This window comes from Pseudomonas sp. SWI36 (genome assembly GCF_002948105.1).
GTDB lineage: Bacteria > Pseudomonadota > Gammaproteobacteria > Pseudomonadales > Pseudomonadaceae > Aquipseudomonas > Aquipseudomonas alloputida.
The window spans coordinates 3,779,002-3,800,111 of sequence record NZ_CP026675.1; the positions used below are offsets into that span (position 1 = coordinate 3,779,002).

Annotated in this window: 17 protein-coding genes; 11 read left to right on the top strand and 6 right to left on the bottom strand. The window is 63.7% G+C overall.

Translation table 11 applies throughout. The features are described 5' to 3' along the window. Positions 1-6 precede the first annotated feature (6 nt). Together C4Q27_RS18095 and C4Q27_RS18100 are read right to left on the bottom strand one after the other, a co-directional pair. Positions 7-996, bottom strand: a complete 990-nt coding sequence (locus tag C4Q27_RS18095) for a 2-hydroxyacid dehydrogenase (RefSeq protein ID WP_104887143.1) — start codon at positions 994-996, stop codon at positions 7-9. A 76-nt stretch (positions 997-1,072) separates the two neighbouring features. Then, a complete protein-coding gene (locus C4Q27_RS18100; RefSeq protein WP_104887144.1) occupies positions 1,073-3,826 on the bottom strand; it encodes a response regulator in 2,754 nt (917 codons plus the stop codon). A gap of 193 nt (positions 3,827-4,019) precedes the next feature. On the opposite strand from C4Q27_RS18100, the gene C4Q27_RS18105 reads away from it, so the two are divergent. The 10 genes from C4Q27_RS18105 (at position 4,020) to C4Q27_RS18150 (ending at position 16,797) form a co-directional block, all read left to right on the top strand. Beyond that, positions 4,020-4,739, top strand: coding sequence for a response regulator transcription factor (locus tag C4Q27_RS18105; protein ID WP_104887145.1), 720 nt, complete (start codon positions 4,020-4,022; stop codon positions 4,737-4,739). A 3-nt stretch (positions 4,740-4,742) separates the two neighbouring features. Then, positions 4,743-6,182 (top strand): cell wall metabolism sensor histidine kinase WalK, encoded by a 1,440-nt coding sequence (locus tag C4Q27_RS18110; RefSeq protein ID WP_104887146.1) that lies wholly within the window; start codon positions 4,743-4,745, stop codon positions 6,180-6,182. A gap of 94 nt (positions 6,183-6,276) precedes the next feature. Next, positions 6,277-7,176 (top strand): cysteine synthase CysM, encoded by a 900-nt coding sequence (gene cysM / locus C4Q27_RS18115; protein ID WP_010952713.1) that lies wholly within the window; start codon positions 6,277-6,279, stop codon positions 7,174-7,176. After that, positions 7,177-8,535: a 23S rRNA (uracil(1939)-C(5))-methyltransferase RlmD gene (gene rlmD / locus C4Q27_RS18120; RefSeq protein WP_104887147.1), complete on the top strand. Its 1,359-nt coding sequence runs from the start codon at positions 7,177-7,179 to the stop codon at positions 8,533-8,535. It begins immediately after the preceding gene. A 96-nt stretch (positions 8,536-8,631) separates the two neighbouring features. Continuing rightward, the gene (gene relA / locus C4Q27_RS18125) at positions 8,632-10,872 is read left to right on the top strand and encodes a GTP diphosphokinase (protein WP_010952715.1); all 2,241 of its coding nucleotides are present in this window, start codon (positions 8,632-8,634) and stop codon (positions 10,870-10,872) included. 123 nt (positions 10,873-10,995) lie between these two features. Then, on the top strand, positions 10,996-11,829 hold the full coding sequence (gene mazG, locus C4Q27_RS18130) for a nucleoside triphosphate pyrophosphohydrolase (RefSeq protein ID WP_003252422.1): 834 nt from the start codon (positions 10,996-10,998) through the stop codon (positions 11,827-11,829). A 26-nt stretch (positions 11,830-11,855) separates the two neighbouring features. Continuing rightward, on the top strand, positions 11,856-12,395 hold the full coding sequence (locus C4Q27_RS18135; protein ID WP_003252424.1) for a DUF2058 domain-containing protein: 540 nt from the start codon (positions 11,856-11,858) through the stop codon (positions 12,393-12,395). Between the two features lie 310 nt (positions 12,396-12,705). Beyond that, positions 12,706-14,046, top strand: coding sequence for a cytochrome C (locus tag C4Q27_RS18140; RefSeq protein WP_104887148.1), 1,341 nt, complete (start codon positions 12,706-12,708; stop codon positions 14,044-14,046). A 4-nt stretch (positions 14,047-14,050) separates the two neighbouring features. Then, the gene (locus C4Q27_RS18145; RefSeq protein ID WP_020192005.1) at positions 14,051-14,542 is read left to right on the top strand and encodes a sorbitol dehydrogenase; all 492 of its coding nucleotides are present in this window, start codon (positions 14,051-14,053) and stop codon (positions 14,540-14,542) included. Continuing rightward, positions 14,539-16,797, top strand: coding sequence for a GMC oxidoreductase (locus C4Q27_RS18150; protein WP_104887149.1), 2,259 nt, complete (start codon positions 14,539-14,541; stop codon positions 16,795-16,797). Before C4Q27_RS18145 ends, C4Q27_RS18150 begins: the two co-directional genes overlap by 4 nt. A gap of 100 nt (positions 16,798-16,897) precedes the next feature. Here the strand turns inward: C4Q27_RS18150 and C4Q27_RS18155 are convergent, their stop codons facing one another. The 4 genes from C4Q27_RS18155 to purM all read right to left on the bottom strand — a co-directional run bounded on the left by C4Q27_RS18155 (position 16,898) and on the right by purM (position 19,710). Next, complete coding sequence (locus C4Q27_RS18155; RefSeq protein WP_003252431.1) at positions 16,898-17,080, bottom strand: hypothetical protein; 183 nt, start codon at positions 17,078-17,080, stop codon at positions 16,898-16,900. 199 nt (positions 17,081-17,279) lie between these two features. Next, positions 17,280-17,990, bottom strand: coding sequence for a DUF3108 domain-containing protein (locus C4Q27_RS18160; RefSeq protein ID WP_104887150.1), 711 nt, complete (start codon positions 17,988-17,990; stop codon positions 17,280-17,282). A gap of 8 nt (positions 17,991-17,998) precedes the next feature. Continuing rightward, positions 17,999-18,652 carry a phosphoribosylglycinamide formyltransferase gene (gene purN / locus C4Q27_RS18165; RefSeq protein WP_014754253.1) on the bottom strand — a complete coding sequence of 218 codons (654 nt, stop codon included), beginning with the start codon at positions 18,650-18,652 and terminating at the stop codon, positions 17,999-18,001. Next, positions 18,652-19,710, bottom strand: a complete 1,059-nt coding sequence (gene purM / locus C4Q27_RS18170; protein ID WP_003252437.1) for a phosphoribosylformylglycinamidine cyclo-ligase — start codon at positions 19,708-19,710, stop codon at positions 18,652-18,654. Before purM ends, purN begins: the two co-directional genes overlap by 1 nt. Before the next feature lie 320 nt (positions 19,711-20,030). On the opposite strand from purM, the gene C4Q27_RS18180 reads away from it, so the two are divergent. After that, positions 20,031-21,098, top strand: a complete 1,068-nt coding sequence (locus C4Q27_RS18180) for a DUF2066 domain-containing protein (RefSeq protein ID WP_104887152.1) — start codon at positions 20,031-20,033, stop codon at positions 21,096-21,098. Positions 21,099-21,110 lie beyond the last annotated feature (12 nt).

The following is a 21,110-nucleotide window of genomic DNA, read 5'->3' on the forward strand; positions in this document are numbered from 1 at the left end:
CTAGCATTAACCCATCACCAGGTTCTGTGGATTGCCTGCCGCCCAGCGGTTGATGTTGTCCAGTGTGGTCGCGGCAATGGCATCCAGCGCCTCGCGGGTGAGGAAAGCCTGGTGAGCGGTGATGATCACGTTGGGGAAGGTCAGCAGCCGAGCCAGCACATCGTCTTGCAAGGGCAGGTCGGAGCGGTCTTCGAAGAACAGTTGGGCTTCTTCCTCGTAGACGTCCAGGCCCAGGTAGCCAAGCTGGCCGCTTTTCAGTGCGTCAATCAGCGCCGGGGTGTCGACCAGCGCACCGCGACCGGTGTTGATCAGCATGGCGCCGGGCTGCAACTGGGCCAGGCTTTGCGCGTTGATCAGGTGGCGAGTGTGTTCGGTCAGCGGGCAGTGCAGGCTGATGATGCGGGCTTCGCGCAACAGCTCGGGCAGGGGCATGTAGCGGGCGCCAAGGGCCAGCAGCTCTGGGTTGGGGTAGGGGTCGTACGCCAGCAGCTGGCAGCCGAAACCGGCCATGATGCGAGCAAAGGCGGCCCCGATCTGGCCGGTACCGACCACCCCGACGGTTTTGCCGTGCAGGTCGAAGCCGGTCAGCCCGTGCAGGGTGAAGTCACCTTCGCGGGTGCGGTTGTAGGCCCGATGCAGGCGCCGGTTGAGTGCCAGGATGAGCGCCACGGCGTGCTCGGCAACGGCGTGTGGCGAGTAGGCCGGCACCCGCACCACGGCCAGGCCCAAGCGCTGGGCTGCGGCCAGGTCGACGTGGTTGTAGCCGGCCGAGCGCAGGGCGATCAACCGCGTGCCCGCATCGGCCAGGCGCTGCAGCACCGGCGCGTCGAGTTCGTCATTGATGAAGGCGCAGACCACCTCAAAGCCCTCTGCCAGGGCGGCGGTGTCGAGGGTCAGGCGGGCGGGCTGGAAATGCAGCTCCAAGGGGGTGCCGCTGGCAGCCTTGGTGAAGCTTTCCTGATCGTAGTGCTGGCTGCTGAACAACAGGGCGCGCATGGTGGAACTCCTTTGCAATGCATGTCTTGGTTGGGTCGCTGCCTGTCAAGGCATACCCAGCGTGGCCCAGAGCCACTCAAGCGCTCAATCTGGCCTGTGCCGCCAGCCGGCTGATCGCGCTGTCCAGTTCATCCAGGGCTTGCTGCGCCTGGGGATTGTCCTGCTTCAGCAAGGTCTCGCTGCGTTGGCACGCTGCCCGTAACTGCGGCACGCCGCAATAGCGTGAGGCACCGTTCAGACGGTGTACCTGCTCGATCAGGCCGTTGCGGTCATCGGCGGCGCGGGCGGCGCGTATGGCTTCGCGGTCTGCATCCAGCGAGGCCAGCAGCATGCTCAGCATGTCAGCCGCCAGATCTGCCTTGCCAGCGGCCAGGCGCAGGCCCTCTTCGGGGTCGAGTACCTTCAGTTCGTCGCCGTTGGTCAGCAGCTCGGCCTGTGCCTGCTGCGGTGTGCCCAGGCTCAGGCCGGTCCACTTCATCACCACCTGGGCCAGTTGCCGTTCGCTGATCGGTTTGGTCAGGTAGTCGTCCATGCCGCTGTGCAACAACGCGCGTTTTTCGTTGGCCATGGCATGGGCAGTGAGGGCGACGATCGGCAGCGGGTTGCCGCTCTGGGTGTTTTCCCACAGGCGGATCTGTTCGGTACAGGCGCGGCCGTCCATGCCGGGCATCTGCACATCCATCAGCACCAGGTCGAACAACTCTTCCTGCACGGCCTGTACCGCCGCATAACCATTGTTGACGGCCAGTACCTCGGCACCCAGGTCTTCGAGCAGGGTTTTTACCAGCAGCAGGTTGGCGGCATTGTCGTCGACGCAGAGTATTTTCGGTCGTCGCTGGCCGTTGGGGTTGCTCCCCTCGGCCAGCGGACGGCGAGGTTGTACCAGCTCCAGCAAGAGGCGCCGCAGCTTGCGGGTGCAGGTCGGCTTGGACAGCAACTGGCCATGGCCGTTGGGCAGGTACGGGTGGTACAGCGCCTGCTCGGTGGTCGGGCACAGCACCACGCATTGGCAGTGGTAACGCTCGAGCTGCTGATGATAACGGCCCAGTTGCTCGGGCGACAGGTTGCCCAGGTTGGCCCCGAGCACCGCGAACTCGAAGGGCAGGCCGGCCTGGCTGGCGGCCTGCACCCCCTGCAGCAACTGGTCGTAGGAGGCGAACAGGCTCACGCTGAGGCCGCAGTCTTCCAGCTGGTGCTCCAGTGCCTGGCGCGCCAGTTCGTGGCCATCGACAATGGCAGCACGGCGGCCCAGCAATGGCTGCGGTGGCAGCGCTTCGGCATCGTCATGAGCCTTGGGCAGGTTGAGGCTGATCCAGAACTGCGAACCTTCGCCCGGGGTACTGTCGACACCGATCTCGCCGCCCATCTGTTCGATCAGGCGCTTGGAAATCACCAGCCCCAGACCGGTGCCGCCGGGCTGGCGGGCCAGTGAGTTGTCAGCCTGGCTGAAGGCCTGGAACAGTGTGCGCACATCCTGTGGTGACAAGCCGATGCCGGTGTCCTGCACGCTGATGCGCAACTGCGCGCAGTCTTCGTGCTCGTCTTCCAGCATGGCGCGCACGACGATGGTGCCTTCGCGGGTGAACTTGATGGCGTTGCTGACCAGGTTGGTGAGGATCTGCTTGAGCCGCAACGGGTCGCCCACCAGCGAAGCAGGCGTGTCGCGGTAGATCAGGCTCAGCAATTCCAGCTGCTTGGCGTGGGCGGCCGGAGCGAGGATGGTCAGGGTGTCCTGGATCAGGTCCCGCAGGTTGAACGGTATGCTGTCGAGCACCAGCTTGCCGGCCTCGATCTTGGAGAAATCGAGGATCTCGTTGATGATTCCCAGCAAGTTGTCAGCAGACTTCTCGATGGTGTTCAGGTAGTCGAGCTGGCGCGGTGTCATCTCGCTTTTTTGCAGCAGGTGGGTAAAGCCGAGGATGCCATTGAGCGGGGTGCGGATTTCGTGGCTCATGTTGGCCAGGAACTCCGACTTGATGCGGCTGGCCTCAAGGGCCTCTTTGCGCGCCATGTCCAGCTCGATGTTCTGGATTTCGATGGTTTCCAGGTTCTGGCGCACGTCTTCGGTGGCCTGGTCGATGCTGTGTTGCAGTTCTTCGTGGGCGTTCTGCAGGGTTTCGGCCATGCGGTTGATGCCGTGGGCCAGTTCGTCCAGCTCATGGCTGCCCATGGTCGGCAGGCGTTCTTCGAGGTGGCCGTCCTTGAGCTGATTGACCGCGTGCTTGATGCGTTCGATGGGGTCGTTGATGGTGCGGCTCATGCGCAGCGCCAGCAGGCCACTGAGTGCCAGGCAGGCGAGAATCAGCAACAGGCTGGTGAACAGGTTGCGGTAGCCGCGCAGCAGCGTGCCGTCGTGCGACAACTCGATCTCTACCCAGCCCAGCAGCCGCTCGGCTTCGGCCGGCACGGCGTCGGTCGCCAGGTCGCGGTGGTGACCGAACACAGGCATCAGGTAGCGGGTGGCGTCGTTGCCACTGCGCTGCAGGAGTTGGGTGCCGGTACCGCCGCTGGGCGGCAGGTTGAGCATGCTCGGGCCGGCGTGGGCCAGGCGCGTGCGGTCCGGGGCCAGAAACGCCACTGCGCGCACATCGGCCTGCTCCAGGGTTTGTGCGGCAATTCTCTCCAGTTGCGCAGGCGCGAGCCGGGCCATGGCGGGTGCAGCCAGGGGCGCCAGTTGTTCGGCGATCATCTTGCCGCGCTGCAGCAGCTGGGTGCGCAGGTCGTTCTGTTGCAGCCAGGTGAAATAGCTACCCAGCACCAGGGCCATCAAGCCGGCCGGTAGCAGTGCCAGCAGCAGTACCCGGCTGCGGATTCCCAAGCGATCGAGCACACTCGCCTCCTCTGATGTGCCTGGATGCCGTCAAGTGGTAACGGCCAAGCCGCGAAGTTACTCCGCCTGCCGCACCATTGCATCTCTTTAGTACGTGTTATGCGCCGTTGCCGGGGCATTGGTCGCAGTGCGGTTGCCTGGCAGGTGGCGAATGCTCAATAATCACGTAATTGAGAATGCATGGCAGTTGCCAATGAATCCTGTATCTATTTACAAGACCAACATCCTTGCCATCGAGGACGACCCGGTGCTTGGCGCCTATCTGCAGGAAGAGCTGCAGCGTGGAGGCTGCCAGGTCACCTGGTGCCGCAATGGCCTGGAGGGCCTGGAAACGGCTGGCCGCCAGGCTTTCGATGTGGTGCTCATGGACATCCTGCTGCCCGGGCTTGATGGGCTGGACGCCTTGGCGCAGTTGCGCAGGCACAGCACCACACCGGTGATCATGATGTCGGCGCTGGGGGCCGAGGCGGATCGTATCAGCGGCTTTCAGCGCGGCGCCGACGATTACCTGCCCAAGCCATTCAGCATGGCCGAGTTGCAGGTGCGCATCGAGGCGATTCTGCGCCGCGTGGCCCTGGAGCGGCGGCATCAGGGCCCGCTGGAGCAAGCCGGCTGCGGCGAGTTGCAGTTCGATGAGGGGCTGTGTGACGTGCGCCTGAATAGCCGCCTGGCAGGCCTGACCCCCAGCGAATACCGCCTGCTGGACATCCTCAACCGCAACCTCGACGAAGTCCTCAGCAAGCCATTCCTGTACCAGCACGTGTTGCAGCGCGGCTATTCACGGCATGACCGCAGCCTGGACATGCACGTCAGCCAGATCCGTCGCAAGCTCAAGGGCATCGGTTATCACGAACGGCAGATCCGCACCGTGTGGGGCAAGGGTTACGTGATCAGTGCCAGCGAGGCGGAGTGAGCCATGCTCGACCGCCATTCGCTGTTCTGGAAGCTGGCCATCTTGCTGGTGGGCTTTTGCCTGCTGATGATCGGCCTCAGTTATACCTGGGGCCGGCACATGGAAACCCAGAATGCCTTCCTCTCGGAGCCGGCACGGCAGACCTTGCGGGGTTATGCCGCCGAAGCTGAGCAGGCCTGGCGCAGCGGCGGGCGGGCAGGGCTGGACCAGTGGGTGGCGGCCATGCATCAGCGCGAACGGGGCTGGGTCGGCGTGCTCGACATCAACCTGCGCCCGCTCGACAGCGCCACCCTCAACCCACAGATCATGCAGCGTCTGACACGCCTGCGCGGTGTCGATTGGCCGATGAGTCGGCGCAGTGTCGACCAGCCGTGGGTGCGCATACCATTCCCGGGGGCGCCGGAGCAGGGCATGCTGGTGATCGAACTGCCGCAGCGCTTCAATCCGGGGCAGCACCGCTTGCTGTGGCGCATTGTCACCAACGGCATCATCCCGGGGCTGTTCACCTTGCTGTTGTGTGTAGGCCTGTACCGCATGTTGATCGTGCCGCTGAACCAACTTCGCGAGCAGGCCAATGCCTGGCGGGCCGATCAGCTGTCGGCCCGGCTGGACTCGCGCACCATCGCCCGGCATGACGAGCTGGGCGAACTGGCGCGTGCCTTTGACCAGATGGCCGAGCGGCTGCAAGGCACGGTGGCTATGCAGCAGCAGTTGCTGCGCGACCTGTCCCACGAAATGCGCACGCCGCTGAGCCGGTTGCGGGTGGCCTGCGATGGTGAAACCGACCTGCAGCGTTTGCGTGACCGCCTGATCCGTGAAGTGGACTGCATGCAGCAACTGGTCGAAGACACCCTGCAACTGGCCTGGCAGGACGCCGAGCGTGCGCCGATGAACCTTGAGCCGATCGAGGTCCACGCCTTGTGGGAGTTGCTGGCCGAAAATGCCAGCTACGAGAGCGGCTGGTCGCCTGCGCAACTGCGCTGCGAAGTACCGGCCGACTGCTGGGTGCAGGGCAACCTCAACCACCTGGCTCAGGCGCTGGAGAACATCTTGCGCAATGCCATTCGCCACTCGCCGGCCGAGGGTGTGGTGCGGTTGGGTGGGCAGCGTGAGGGCAGCTATTGGTGGTTGTGGCTTGAGGATGAGGGTGGCGGGGTCGCTGAAGAAGACCTGGAACGGATCTTCGCGCCGTTTTCGCGGTTGGACGGTTCGCGGCCCGGGGATGGTGGCTTCGGCCTGGGGCTGAGCATCGCCCGCAGTGCCATCCAGCGCCAGGGCGGCACCTTGTGGGCGCAGAATGGCAAACGCGGGTTGCGCTTGTGGATGAGGTTGCCGTTGCATGTGCCGGCCGCTTCGCGGGTAAACCCGCTCCTACAGGCTAGCGGATCCCCTGTAGGAGCGGGTTCACCCGCGAAGAGGCCAGCACATGTCACACCGTTATAGCTTGTAGCTATATGCACTACAGATTGCGTGATATGGCCGCGAAGGGTTTGCCGGTATGATAGGCACCCCCGCCGTCCGGATTGCGAAATACGCCATGACCTTGCAGTACCCAACCATCGCCGATTGCGTCGGCAATACGCCACTGGTTCGCCTGCAGCGCATCGCTGGCGAAACCAGCAATACCCTCCTGCTCAAGCTCGAAGGTAACAATCCTGCCGGCTCCGTGAAAGACCGCCCGGCCCTGTCGATGATCGCTCGCGCCGAATTGCGGGGCCAGATCAAGCCAGGCGATACCCTGATCGAAGCCACCTCCGGCAACACCGGCATCGCCCTGGCGATGGCGGCGGCGATCAAGGGCTACAAGATGATCCTGATCATGCCCGACAACTCCACCGCCGAGCGCAAGGCCGCCATGACGGCCTATGGCGCCGAGCTGATCCTGGTGACCAAGGAGGAGGGGATGGAAGGCGCCCGTGACCTGGCCGAGAAGCTGCAGGCCGAAGGCCGTGGCCTGGTGCTCGACCAGTTCGCCAACGGCGACAACCCGATCGCCCACTACAACAGCACCGGCCCGGAGATCTGGCAGCAGACCCAGGGCACCATTACCCATTTTGTCAGCTCCATGGGGACCACCGGTACCATCATGGGCTGCTCGCAGTACCTCAAGGAACAAAACCCTGCGGTGCAGATCATCGGCCTGCAACCGATGGAAGGCTCGGCTATTCCAGGCATTCGCCGCTGGCCCGAGGAATACCTGCCGAAAATCTTCGACGCCACCCGCGTCGACCGCGTGGTCGACATGTCGCAGCAGGAAGCCGAAGACACCACCCGTCGCCTTGCGCGTGAAGAGGGCATTTTCTGCGGCGTGTCTTCTGGTGGTGCGGTCGCGGCCATGTTGCGCCTGTCCCGCGAAGTGGAAAATGCCGTAATGGTCGCGATCATTTGCGACCGCGGCGACCGTTATCTGTCCACCGGCCTGTTTGATCCACGCTAAATGTCCAAGAAAAAAAGCAACAGCGGCCTGCGCTTCCAGCCGGCCGGCGGCAATCGCACCCCCCAGGTCCCAGTGGGCAAGAAGCAGCGCCTGGACATCGAGCGCCTGGCCGGTGACGGCCGTGGCATTGCCTTCCTCGACGGGCGTACCTGGTTCGTCAGCGGTGCCTTGGCCGGTGAGGCCGTGGAGGCGCGGGTGCTCAACGCCCGTGGCAAAGTGGTCGAGGCCCGCCTGGAGCGGTTGCTGCAGGCCGCGCCCGAGCGCCGTGAGGCGCCATGTCGCTACTACGACCGCTGCGGTGGCTGCAACCTGCAGCACCTGCCGCACGAAGCGCAACTGGCGCTGAAGCAGCGCACCCTCGCCGAGCAGCTGCAGCGGGTGGCCAGTGTGCAACCCGAGGCGTGGGCCGCCCCCCTGAGCGGGCCGGAATTCGGCTACCGGCGCCGGGCCCGTGTGGCCGTGCGCTGGGACGTCAAGGCGCGTCAGCTGGAGGTGGGTTTCCGCGCCGAAGCCAGCCAGGACATCATTGCCATCGACGATTGTGCAGTGCTGGTACAACCCTTGCAGTCCATTTTGCGCCACTTGCCGACTGTGCTGCGTTCGTTGAGCAAGCCGCAGGCGCTGGGCCATGTAGAGCTGTTCAGTGGCACCGCCGAGGCGGTTCTGGTGCGCCACGTCGCGCCATTGCCGGCTGAGGACCAGGCCAGGTTGCAAGCGTTCTGCGAGCAGGCCAACGCCCAGCTGTGGCTGCAAGGCGAAGGTGAGCCGGCGCCAGTGGACCCAGCGGCGCAGTTGGGCTTTGCCCTGGCACCCTGGCAGCTGGAGCTGGCCTGGCGCCCGGGCGATTTCGTGCAGGTGAATGCCCAGGTCAATACAGCGATGATCGAGCAGGCCCTGGCCTGGCTCGCTCCACAAGCCGACGAGCGTGTGCTGGACTTGTTCTGCGGTCTGGGCAACTTTGCCCTGCCGCTGGCCCGCCAGGCGCGTGAGGTGGTGGCAGTGGAAGGTGTACAGGCCATGGTCGATCGGGCCGCGGCCAATGCCCGGAACAACAATGTGCATAACGCACGGTTTTTTCAGGCCGATTTATCGCAGCCTTTGGCAGGCACCGGATGGGCCGCCGAGGGCTTTTCTGCGGTACTCTTGGATCCACCGCGCGACGGTGCTTTCGAGGTGGTGCAAGGCATCGCCCGCCTCAAGGCCAGAAGGCTGGTCTACGTATCGTGCAACCCGGCCACGCTGGCGAGAGACGCCCAAGTGCTGGTCGGCCAGGGGTACCGGTTAAAAAGGGCCGGGATTCTCGACATGTTTCCTCAGACGGCGCATGTCGAGGCCATGGCGTTATTCGAAGCGGGCTAGCTGACTGGCCCCTTGGTGCGGTTGCCACGGAAGGGCGGCCGCACGGTGATCGCCAGCACACCCGTATGGTGTGCTGCATGGAAAGGTAAAACAAAGATGGTACAGGTGAGAGTGCACCAGCCGGTCAACACCGACGGCAGTATCAATCTCGAAGCATGGTTGGACCATGTGGTAAGCGTCGATTCGGCACTGGATCGCGCAGCGCTGAAAGAAGCCTGCGAGTTTGCCCTTGAGGTAGAGAAAAAGGGCAACCCGGCCAAGCATTCCTGGGCGGATGGTACGTCCAGCTTCCAGGCAGGCCTGGAAATCGCCGAAATTCTGGCTGACCTCAAGCTCGACCAGGACTCTCTGGTGGCTGCGGTCATCTACCGCTCGGTGCGCGAGGGCAAGGTCACCCTCGCCGAGGTCAGCCAGCGGTTTGGCCCGGTGGTGTCCAAGCTGATCGACGGCGTGCTGCGCATGGCCGCCATCAGTGCCAGCCTCAGCCCACGACAGTCGCTGGTGCTGGGCTCGCAGGCGCAGGTCGAGAACCTGCGCAAGATGCTGGTGGCCATGGTCGACGACGTGCGCGTGGCGCTGATCAAGCTGGCCGAACGCACGTGCGCAATCCGGGCGGTGAAGTCCGCCGATGACGAGAAACGCCTGCGTGTCGCGCGTGAAGTGTTCGACATCTACGCGCCGCTCGCGCACCGCCTGGGTATCGGTCACATCAAGTGGGAGCTGGAAGACCTGTCCTTCCGCTACCTGGAGCCCGACCAGTACAAGCAGATCGCCAAGTTGTTGCATGAGCGGCGGCTGGACCGCGAGCGCTTCATCAGCGACGTGATGAACCAGTTGCAGAACGAGTTGCTCGCTACTGGCGTGAAGGCCGACATCAGCGGCCGGGCGAAACATATCTATTCGATCTGGCGCAAGATGCAGCGCAAAGGCCTGGAGTTCAGCCAGATCTACGACGTGCGTGCGGTGCGCGTGCTGGTGCCGGAAATCCGCGACTGCTACACCGCGCTGGGCATCGTGCACACCTTGTGGCGGCATATTCCCAAGGAGTTCGACGACTACATCGCCAACCCCAAGGAGAACGGCTACCGCTCGTTGCACACTGCGGTAATCGGCCCCGAGGGCAAGGTGCTGGAGGTGCAGATCCGCACCCACGGCATGCACGAAGAGGCCGAACTTGGCGTATGCGCCCACTGGCGCTACAAGGGCACCGACGTCAAGCCCAGCTCCAACCACTACGAAGAAAAGATTTCCTGGTTGCGCCAGGTGCTGGAATGGCACGAAGAGCTGGGCGACATCGGTGGCCTGGCCGAGCAGTTGCGGGTCGACATCGAGCCTGACCGGGTTTATGTGTTCACCCCCGACGGCCACGCCATCGACCTGCCCAAAGGCGCCACGCCATTGGACTTTGCCTACCGCGTGCACACCGAGATCGGCCACAACTGCCGCGGCGCCAAGATCAACGGCCGTATCGTGCCGCTGAACTACAGCCTGCAGACTGGCGAGCAGGTGGAGATCATCACCAGCAAGCACGGCAACCCTAGCCGTGACTGGTTGAACTCCAACCTGGGCTACGTCACCACCTCGCGGGCGCGGGCCAAGATCGTCCACTGGTTCAAATTGCAGGCCCGCGACCAGAACGTTGCTGCCGGCAAGACCTTGCTTGAGCGCGAGCTCAGTCGTCTGGGCCTGCCGCAGGTTGATTTCGAGCGCCTGGCCGAGAAGACCAACGTCAAGACCGCCGAGGACATGTTTGCCTCGCTCGGTGCTGGCGACCTGCGCCTGGCTCATCTGGTCAACGCTGCCCAGCAGTTGCTGGAGCCTGAGCGTATCGAGCAGATCGAGCTGGTGCCGCGCAAGCCTACCGGGCCGCGTACCGGCAAGCGTGGCGACATTCAGATCCAGGGTGTCGGCAACCTGCTGACACAGATGGCCGGCTGCTGCCAGCCGCTACCGGGCGATGCCATTGTCGGTTACATCACCCAGGGCCGTGGCGTGAGCATTCACCGCCAGGACTGCGCCTCGGTATTGCAGCTGGCAGGCAAGGAGCCAGAGCGCATGATCCAGGTGAGCTGGGGGCCGATCCCGGTGCAGACCTACCCGGTCGACATCGTCATCCGCGCCTACGACCGCCCGGGCCTGCTGCGCGATGTGTCGCAGGTGCTGCTGAACGAGAAGATCAACGTGCTGGCGGTGAACACTCGTTCGAACAAGGAAGACAACACCGCGCTGATGTCGCTGACCATCGAGATTCCAGGCCTGGACGCGCTGGGGCGCCTGCTGGGGCGGATCTCGCAGTTGCCGAACATCATCGAGACGCGGCGTAATCGTACCCCTTGAGACCGGGGCGTCCGCTTCGCGGGTAAACCCGCTCCTACAGGATGGATGCAGGTTTGAAATCTGCACCGTACCTGTGGGAGCGGGCAAGCCCGCGAAGAAGCCACCACCGAAGGACCTGCCTGTATGACCTACACCCTTGACGACCTGCTGCACCTCATGGCCCGCCTGCGCGACCCGCAGTACGGCTGCCCGTGGGACCTGAAGCAGAACTACGCCAGCATCGTCCCTCACACCATCGAAGAGGCCTACGAGGTCGCTGACACCATTGAGCGCGGCGATTTCGAGCACCTGCAAGGCGAGCTGGGCGACTTGCTGTTCCAGGTGGTCTACTACAGCCAGCTGGCCCGCGAAGAAGGGCGTTTCGAGTTCGATGGCGTTGTCGACAGCATCACCCGCAAGCTCATCCGCCGCCACCCGCACGTATTCCCCACTGGCGAGCTGTACGCGCCGGTGGACACGCCCAGTCTGAGCGAAGCCCAGGTCAAGTCGCGCTGGGAAGAAATCAAGGCCGAAGAGCGCGCGGAGAAGAGCCAGCCCGAACAGCTGTCGCTGCTTGATGACGTGCCGGCAACCTTGCCGGCGCTGTCGCGGGCAGCCAAACTGCAAAAACGTGCGGCCACGGTCGGTTTCGACTGGCCGGCGGCGTTGCCGGTGCTGGACAAGGTCCGCGAAGAGCTGGATGAAGTGCTGCAGGCCATGGCCGACGGCGACGCCGATGCGCTGGAAGATGAAGTCGGCGACTTGCTGTTTGCTGCGGTCAACCTGGCCCGCCACCTCAAGCAAGACCCAGAGCATGCGCTGCGCCGCGCCAATCGCAAGTTCGAACGACGTTTCCGTTTTATCGAACAGGCATTGCGCGACAGTGGCCGCCCCATTGAAGATTGTGACCTTGACGAGCTGGATGCCCTTTGGGGGGAAGCCAAACGTCAGGAAAAGAACCTGCCCAGCTGCGGCTGAGCTGTTGCATAAGTGAGTGAATATTCATGAGCCTTTCCCTTCGCGACCAATTGCTCAAAGCCGGTCTGGTCAACCAGAAACAGGTCTCGCAGACCAACAAAGCTGAAAAGAAACAGAAGCGCATGGAGCACAAAGGCCAGGTCGAAGTCGACGACAGCCAGCAGCGCATGGCCAAGGAAGCCATGGCTGAAAAAGCCCGGCGTGACCAGGAGCTGAACCGCCAGCAGCAGGAAAAGGCCGAGCAGAAGGCCCGTGCCGCACAGGTCAAGCAACTGATCGAGGCCACTCGCCTGCCCAAGCTGAGCACCGAGGATTACTACAACTTCGTCGACGACAAGAAGGTCAAGCGCATTGCCGTCAACGCCCTGATGCGTACCAAGCTGAGCAACGGTGCGCTGGCCGTGGTAGCCCATGCCGGTGGTTACGAGGTTATCCCTCGTGAGGCCGCCTTGAAGATCCAGGAGCGCGACCCTGGCCGTATTCTGCTGCTCAACAGCCATGTCGAGGAAACGGACGAAGACGACCCGTACGCGGCTTACAAGATCCCTGATGATCTGATGTGGTAAGCACGAAAATCCCGCCTTGGCGTTAATGCGGTTATTCAAGATTGCAGGGCCGCTCTGCGGCCCTTTCGTGACACGCGCGTTCTCAAGAGGACGCTGGCCTTGTGTCGCGAAAGGGGGGCGTCGCTCGCCGAACCGGCGCAGTTAGTCAGTTGCACTATCGTCTTGGTTCCCTCCGTTCGTCGGACATTTCCTAGGGTTCCGGCACAACGGCTAGCCTCCAGCTTAGCGTCAGGGATAGCGCTGAACATTCGGTCCAGGAAGGGCCACTACGCCTCGTCGTCCCGACGCTTTATCTGCTGAGGAGACGACAATGAAAATAACCCTTAAACGGCTGGCGTGTCTGGGTGCAAGTTTCACCAGTGCGTTCGCCATGGCCGATGCGGCCAGCCCGCCGGTGCTGTCACCTGCGATTCCCTTCGATGTCACCGCCAATCCCCCCTTCACCCTGGACAACCTGCAACACGATTTCGACGTGCTGTCGTGGCAAACCTTCGTCGCCCTGAACTGGCCCGCCAATGCCGACGGCAGTGCCAACACCTCGGCGAAGATCGGCGCGCCCGGCAAGACCGTGTGGGAGTCGTGGAAAGAAAGCTACGAGATCTTCCTGCCCAAGGGTCAGAAGCCCGTCGCCTGGGACCAGCAGGCGCCCGTGCCTGAGGCCTGCCAAGGCAAGGGTGACTTGCCGGTGCTGCAACAGATGGGCAAGGTCGCCGGTGTGCTCGATGAGTTCATCCAGCCGTTCAAGACCGGCCCGCTGGTTGACCAAAGCGGCACCTACACACGCAACGCGATCATGGTCAACCAGCCGATGTTCGATGACATCGTCAACAATGGCCTTTACAGCAAGGAAGGCCAGCAAGCGTTTCTGAGCAAGGCCGACAACCGCATCGCTTTCGCCTGCGGTTCGCAAAAGGCCCAGCAGGTCGGCGCGATCATGGTCAAGTCGGCCTGGAAAGTGCTCGATGGCAGCGACAACCCGCAGGAGTTCCACGCCGTCGACGCGCTGGTCTACACCCCCGGCAACGCCGACCCGAACAAGGGGGCGGTGATCCCCGAGTCGTGCAATGCGCAGAAGGTCGGGCTAGTAGGCCTGCACATCGTGCACAAGACCGAAGGCGCACCACAGTGGGTATGGTCGACGTTCGAGCACGTGCGCAACGTGCCGGAAAAGACCACGCCAATGAACGAGCGCAAGGGGCCTTACCTGTTCTACGACGCCCAGGCCAGCGACCGCCCGGTGAACGAGCCGCCCGCGCCACCGTGGGACCCGTCGAAGAAGGCCATCCCCTCGCAGATCGTGCGTGAAATTCCCATCACCGCCGCTACCCAACAGCTCAACGCGCAGTGGCAAGGCGCGCTCAAGGGCACGGTGTGGGCCAACTACCACCTGATCAGCACCCAGTGGCCCACCGCCCCGGCCGATGACTGCCAGGTGCCGTCGCCGACCAACCCGCTAGGTACGCCTGCGCCGAACTTCCTGGCCAACGCCACCCTGGAGACCTACAACCAGGGCACTACCCCGCAGGCCTCGTCCAGTTGCATGGAGTGCCACAACAACGCGACCACCCGCGTGACCCAGTCACCGCGCACCAGCTTCGCCGATTTCACTTTCCTGCTTGAACGTGCCCAATCCACCGGCGCCAAGGAGTGATGCCATGAGCGACCAGAACCTGCAAAACTTCATCGGCTTGTCCGCCGTGCTCACTGGCCTGTCGGCCAAGCTGCTGGCGCCTTCCGTCGACCCGATCAACCTGCCGCCGGTGTTCTTCGCCACCGCCCAGCAAGGCATGGGCCTGGAGGCGTTCAGCAGCCTGCTGGAGCTGTACGCCAGCATCCAGAGCCAGCCGCCCGCGCAAATCGCCAGCGCCGTGCTCGATAACGCGAACCCGCAAATCGCCCAGGGCGCCCGCTCAATCATGAAGCTGTGGCTGCTCGGCAGTTGGTACCAACCCTACGACCTGGGCAGCGCCCGCAAGGGTGACACGCGTGTGGTCTCCGACCAGGCCTACAAGGAAAGCTGGGCGTGGAAGATCGCCCAATCCCACCCCATGGGCTACAGCCAGTTCCACTTCGGATACTGGGGTGAGCAGCCACCGACCCTCAAGCAATTCACCGGTGTCGACGCCAAGGAAGGGCAGCAGCCATGAGCAATGTACAAACCCAGAACATCGAAACCGCCGATGTGATCGTGGTGGGCGCCGGTATGGCCGGCAGTGTCATGGCCTACCAGTTGGGCCTGGCCGGGTTGAAAGTGCTGGTGCTCGAATCGGGCCCGGCCATTCCACCGAATCGCAGCGAGTACCTGGAGCGCTTCTACAACGCGGTGCTCAAGGCGCCCGAGTCGCCGTACCCGCCTGAGCAGAGCGAGCAGACCCCGGCCACGCAGTTCGCGCCACGGGCGACCATCCAGGACCTGATCACCGCAGGTAGCCAAGACCCGAACAAGGCGCAGAAAAGCTACCTGGTGCAGAAGGGACCGCACCTGTTCGCCAGCACCTACGAGCGGGTAGGCGGCGGCACCATGTGGCACTGGATGGGCACGGCCCTGCGCCTGTTGCCCAACGACTTTCGCATGCGCACTGCGTACAACGTCGGGGTCGACTGGCCGATCAGTTACGACGACCTGCAGACCGCCTACTGCCGCGCCGAGGAGGAGATGGGCGTGTCCGCCGATGTCGCCTCGCAGACCTACCTGGGCGTGACCTTCCCGCAGGGCTACAAATACAGCATGCATGGCATCCCGCCGTCGCTGGTCGACCAGGGCCTGGGCAAGCACGTCACGGGCACCGTGTACCAGAGCCCGGAGAAGGGGCCCGACGGCAAGCCGTACCCAGGTGTCACGCTCAACGTCCGGCAGACCCCGGCCGGGCGCAACTCGCAGAATGATAACGGCCGCCGGGTGTGCGCAGGCAACACCAGCTGCACGCCGATCTGCCCGATCCAGGCCAAGTACGACGCCACCGTGACCATGGCCAAGGCACTGGATACCGGCAACGTGCGCATCCTTTACCAGACCGTGGCGAGCCAGGTACAGGTCGATGCCAATGGGGTCACGGGCATCGATTTCATCCAGTACCAGAACAACGGTACGCGCCAGAACGGCACGGCCCAGGGCAAACGCTACGTGATCGCCGCCCACGCGATCGAAACGCCGAAGCTGCTGCTCAACTCCATCGGCCCGAACAGCCCTAAAGGGGTTGCCAACAGCAGCGGCCAGGTCGGCCAGGCATTGGCTGACCACCCGGTGTACCTGGCCTGGGGCCTGATGCCCGAAGGCAAGCCGCTGTTCCCGTTCCGGGGGCCGTTGTCCACCTCGGGGATCGAGGACATGCGCGATGGCCCGTTCCGCAGCCAGCGTGCCGCCTGGCGTATCGAAATCGGCAACGAGGGCTGGAACTGGTCGGTGAACGACCCCTACACCTCGGTCTGTGATTTCATCGACGGCACCAACCACGGCGGCGCTAACCCCAGCAATCTGGCGTTGTCCGGCCAGGCGCTGGTGCAGCAGCTCAACAGCGTGCTGACCCGCCAGTTCCGTCTGGGCTTCTTGGTCGAGCAGGTGGAGAAAGACCCCGATAATGCGCTGTGCCGGGTGGAGAGGAGTACGGAGTTCTCCGACGGATTGGGCCTGCCTCGGCCGCAGATCACCTACGAACTGTCCGACTACACCAAGGAGGGTTTCAAGCAGGCGCGCCTGGCCGCTACGTACATCATCACCGAGCTGATGGGCGCTACCGAGCTGACCGACCTGAACCCTAAGCTCGAGCCCGGCTCGCAAACGGTGTTCGAGTACGACGGCCAGAACTACGCGTTCTACGGCGCTGGCCACCTGATGGGCACCTACCGCATGGGCTCGGACCGCACCAAGTCGGTGGTGGACAAGGACCAGCGCAGCTGGGACCACCCCAACCTGTTCCTGGTCGGCGACGGCGTGTTCCCCACTACCGGCACCGCCAACCCGACCTTGACCATCACCGCGTTGACGTTCCAGGCCGCCGACGTGGTGGCCAGCGACCTGCTCAAGCGCACCGTGCAGGTGCAGGCCAACCAGGCATGGCAGGGCACGGGCATGCAGGTCAATGGGCAGAGCTGGCAGTTGGCGGTATGCACGGGCGGGCAGTGGACGGCGAACCCGGCCACCGGCATGGTTGGCGCGGCGGGCAACCCAAGGTTGATCGCCAAGCCCGGCTATGCCTTGCCTGGTCAACCGGAAGGGGCGTTGATCGGGCGTATCGGCAACAGCGGCGTGCCGTTCCTGGTCGGCAACCAGGTGCAATTGCCGCGTGGCCAGCAAGGTGAGTTGCAGCTGTGCATCAATGACGACCTGGACGGGCGTTACGGGGCTGGCCTGAGCGATAACCTGGGCAGCCTGTCGGTAGAGGTGCGTTTCGGGGCGGTGTAGGCCCTGTCATGGCAACCCCACGATGCTCCGGCAATGCCGCAGCATTGTGGGGTTGCTCACTCAGCCCAGGCGAGTCAGGGGTTCGCCGCAATGGGCAGGGTCATTGTGTGGCGCGCTGGTTTTCCAGGTCTTCAAGCTCAACGCGGTATTGGTGTGCTTCGTGTTCGTTATGGAACATGCCCACCAGTTGACCTTGTTGGTACACATCCCAGATCCGCACGCCAGCGGCCAGGCCTTCGTGGGACATTCTCGATTCGTCGCGTTCGGTTACTTGGACAGTCATCGGTAAACTCCACTTCTTCAAGATGGCTGCGACAGTGTGTCGCACGTCTTCTTTATAGAGTTTGTTAGCAGACTAAGTAAGTAAAACAGGCATGAAACAAGTTTCATGAAGCTCGAAGGGATGCTGCCTGGAGGGCTTCTTCGCAGCAAAGAAAAGCCCCGCACAGGGCGGGGCTTCAGGTGTTACAGGCAGTGCGCGATCAGTTGCCCTTCACCGGTTTGCCATCGACCGTGCCATCCTGCAGCACGATCACGTACTCCTTGCCATCGGTCTCTACCTGGCGCAGTTGCACCAGCAGGTAGTCCCAGTTCTTGGCAAACCACAGCTCGGTGATGCGCTTGCTCTGGCTGGGATCGCGCACGCGCTCGACCTTCACGGCATCGACCTGGCCGGTCTTGGTGGTGACCTTTTCGGTGCCCAGCACGCGGAAGTCGTAGGTGTCGATCTCGTCGCCGTCGACCACCTGGTAGGTCATGCTCTTCTTGCCTGCGGCCACGTCGTGCTGCAGGGCCAACTGGTAGGAGGACTTGTCCAGTACGCCGCGGTTCAATGGCAGGCTGACGGCATCGCCACGGTCGCTGCCGGTGATCTCCTTGGTGCTCCAGTCGAAGTCAAGGTCGACCTTCTTGGCCTTGCCCAGGCCGCCGCGCTCGAAGTGATACTTCTGCGGCAGCAGGGTGTCGTTTTCCAGGCGCAGGGTGCTTTGCTCGGTCAGGCTGGCGATCATCATGGAAGCCTTGAAGTTAAGGTCCCAGGTACCGTTGGCATTTTTGACCAGGCTGCGCTCGGCGGTGCCGCTCATGGGCAGCTGCTTCCAGTCGGCAGTGTAGCTTGCCGAGAACGGCTTCAGATCAGCTGCCTGGAGGGGCAGGGCGAGCACGGCGAGAGCCAAGAGCAGGGCGCGACGCATAAATTCTCCTAGGATCGAATCAAGTGACCGCTGGCCGCCAGTGGCTGGCCGTCCAGTAATGCACCCTGTTCGCCAAGACGCAAGCGCCCTTCAGCGAACCAGCGCACCGCCAGTGGGTAGATCAGGTGTTCCTGATGGTGTACCCGCTGTGCCAGGCTTTCGACGGTGTCATCAGACGCCACCGGTACCACAGCCTGTACGACCAGTGGGCCGCCATCGAGTTCCTCAGTCACGAAGTGTACGCTGCAGCCATGCTCGGCGTCGCCAGCTTCCAATGCCCGGCGATGCGTATGCAGGCCCTTGTACTTGGGCAGCAGCGACGGGTGGATGTTGAGCAGGCGGCCCTGATAGTGGCGCACGAAGCCGCCACTGAGGATGCGCATGAAACCGGCCAGCACGACCAGGTCCGGGGCAAAGCCGTCGATGCGCGCCATTAGCGCGGCATCGAAGGCTTCACGGCCGTCGAACTGGGTGTGGTCGAGCACGACGCTGTCGATGCCGGCCGCTGCGGCGCGTTGCAGGCCGTAGGCATCGGCGCGGTTGGAAACCACCGCGCGGATACGCACCGGGCTGTCCTGCCCTTGGCAGCTGTCGATCAGGGCTTGCAGGTTGCTGCCGGAGCCCGACAGCAGTACCACTACATTGCAGGTCTTGCTCGGCATCAGTGTGCCTTGAGGTTCTGCAGCTCGACCTGGGCAGCGCCTTCGGCGGCTTCGGCGATGTGGCCGATTACCCACGGTTGCTCACCGGCGGCGCGCAGTTCGTTCAGGGCGGCTTCGACCTGGTCCTGGGCCACGCAGATGACCATGCCCACGCCGCAGTTCAGTACGCGGTGCATTTCGTGCTCGTCGACGTTGCCCTTTTCCTGCAGGAAGTCGAACACCGCCGGGCGCTGCCAGCTGGCCACGTCAACCACGGCCTGGGCGTTTTTCGGCAGTACGCGCGGGATGTTGTCCAGCAGGCCGCCGCCGGTGATGTGGGCCATGGCCTTGACTGCGCCGGTGTTCTTGATCAGCTGCAGCAGCGGTTTGACGTAGATGCGGGTCGGCGCCATCAGCAGGTCGGTCAGCGGCTTGCCGTCCAGCTGGGTGTTCTCGATGTCGGTAGCCGACACTTCGAGGATCTTGCGGATCAGCGAGTAGCCGTTGGAGTGCGGGCCCGAGGATGGCAGGGCGATCAGCGCGTCACCGGTGGCAACCTTGGAGCCGTCGATGATTTCGGCCTTTTCCACCACGCCTACGCAGAAACCAGCCAGGTCGTAGTCTTCGCCTTCGTACATGCCAGGCATTTCGGCGGTTTCACCACCGACCAGCGAGCAGCCGGCCAGTTCGCAACCGGCGCCGATGCCGGTGACCACGGTGGCGGCCACGTCAACGTTCAGCTTGCCAGTGGCGTAGTAGTCGAGGAAGAACAGCGGCTCGGCGCCGCACACGACCAGGTCGTTGACGCACATGGCGACCAGGTCCTGGCCGATGCTGTCGTGCTTGTTCAGGTTCAGCGCCAGGCGCAGCTTGGTGCCGACGCCGTCGGTGCCGGAGACCAGCACCGGCTGCTTGTAGCCGGCCGGGATCTCGCAGAGGGCGCCGAAGCCGCCCAGGCCACCCATGACTTCAGGGCGTGCGGTGCGTTTTGCCACGCCCTTGATGCGTTCGACCAGTGCTTCGCCGGCGTCGATGTCTACACCGGCGTCCTTGTAGCTCAGGGAGGGTTGCTTGCTCATTGATCCAGGCCTTTAGGAGGGAGGGATTCTTAAAAACGACCATGACGGCCAAGGCCGGCTGATAAGCGGCGGCGGTCTGAAACGTCAGTGGTCTGTGAAGGCGCGCGATTTTATCAGGGTTGCCGGGCAGCGGCCATCCTCAGGCCGACGGGCAGGGCGGTAATTGTTGAAAAAAGCTGGAGGGTGGTTGATGTGGTTGCATGTGTATAAGCTGCAAGCAACGAGCTTTACGCTGCACGACAATGCAGCCCGGCACTCGGCCTGCTTTTTCTTGCAGCTTGAAGCTTACGGCTTGAAGGTCGACTGGACAGGAATCCTCCATGCGTTTGTTCAATATTCTGGCAGCTGGTTGCCTGGCCCTGATCTCGGCCACGGCCCTGGCTGAAAATGTCTCCGGCCTTTATCAGGTGCGCGAGCCGGTCACCGGGCCGGGTGCCGAAGCCCGTACCGCAGCCACAGTCAAAGCCCTGGACACGTTGGTGCAGCGTCTGACCGGTGACCCAAAGGCCGTGCAGAGCCCTGCATTGGCCGAGCTGCGCAAGGACCCACAGCAAATCATCAACCAGGTGGGCAGCGAAGCCGGCCCGCCCGAGTCAGTAGTGGTCGAGTTCGACCCCGGTAGCACCGAGCGGGCTTTGCGCAAGGCTGGCCTGGCTTTGTGGGGCAGTAACCGGCCCTCGATACTGGGGTGGTGGTTGAACGACACCGTTGAGGGCAGCAGCCTGGTCGGTGATGGCCAGGCCAGTGCCCAACCCCTGCGCCGCGCCGCCCAGCACCGTGGTCTGCCGTTGCGCTTGCCGCTGGCCGACTTGCAGGAGCAGCTGGTCGCCAATGCCAAGCAGATCGAAGGCAACGATCCGGCGCCGCTGCGCGAAGCTTCCGAGCGCTACGGCGCCGATGCTTTGCTGGCGGTACATGCCCAGGAAGCCGACGGCAAGTGGCAGGGCAAGTGGCAGCTGTGGCTGGGCGACCAGCGTGAGCAGGGCACTGCCGAGGGCGCCGACCAGGCCGCCTTGGCTGACGCGGTGATGATGGCGGTAAGCAGCCGCCTGGCGCCACGCTACGTTACCCGGCCGGGTGCCAGCAGCCAGTTGCAGGTGCAAGTGCAGGGCATGAATCTGCAGCGCTATGCCGAGCTGGCCCGCGTGCTGGAGCCCTATGGCCCACGCTTGCAGGCGGCTGAAGGCACTACCCTGACCTACGGGGTTACGGGCAATCGTGAACAGCTACGTGCCCAGCTTGGCCTGGCCAAACTGCAGGAAGTGCCGGTCGAGCAGGCACCGACGGTGCCGGCCATGCCAGCACCGGCAGTGGACGCCGCAGCCGCGAAGCCCGCGCCTGCGCAGCCAGTACCCAAGCCGTTCGACGGCTTGCGTTTTCGCTGGTAAGGGGCGCTTGCC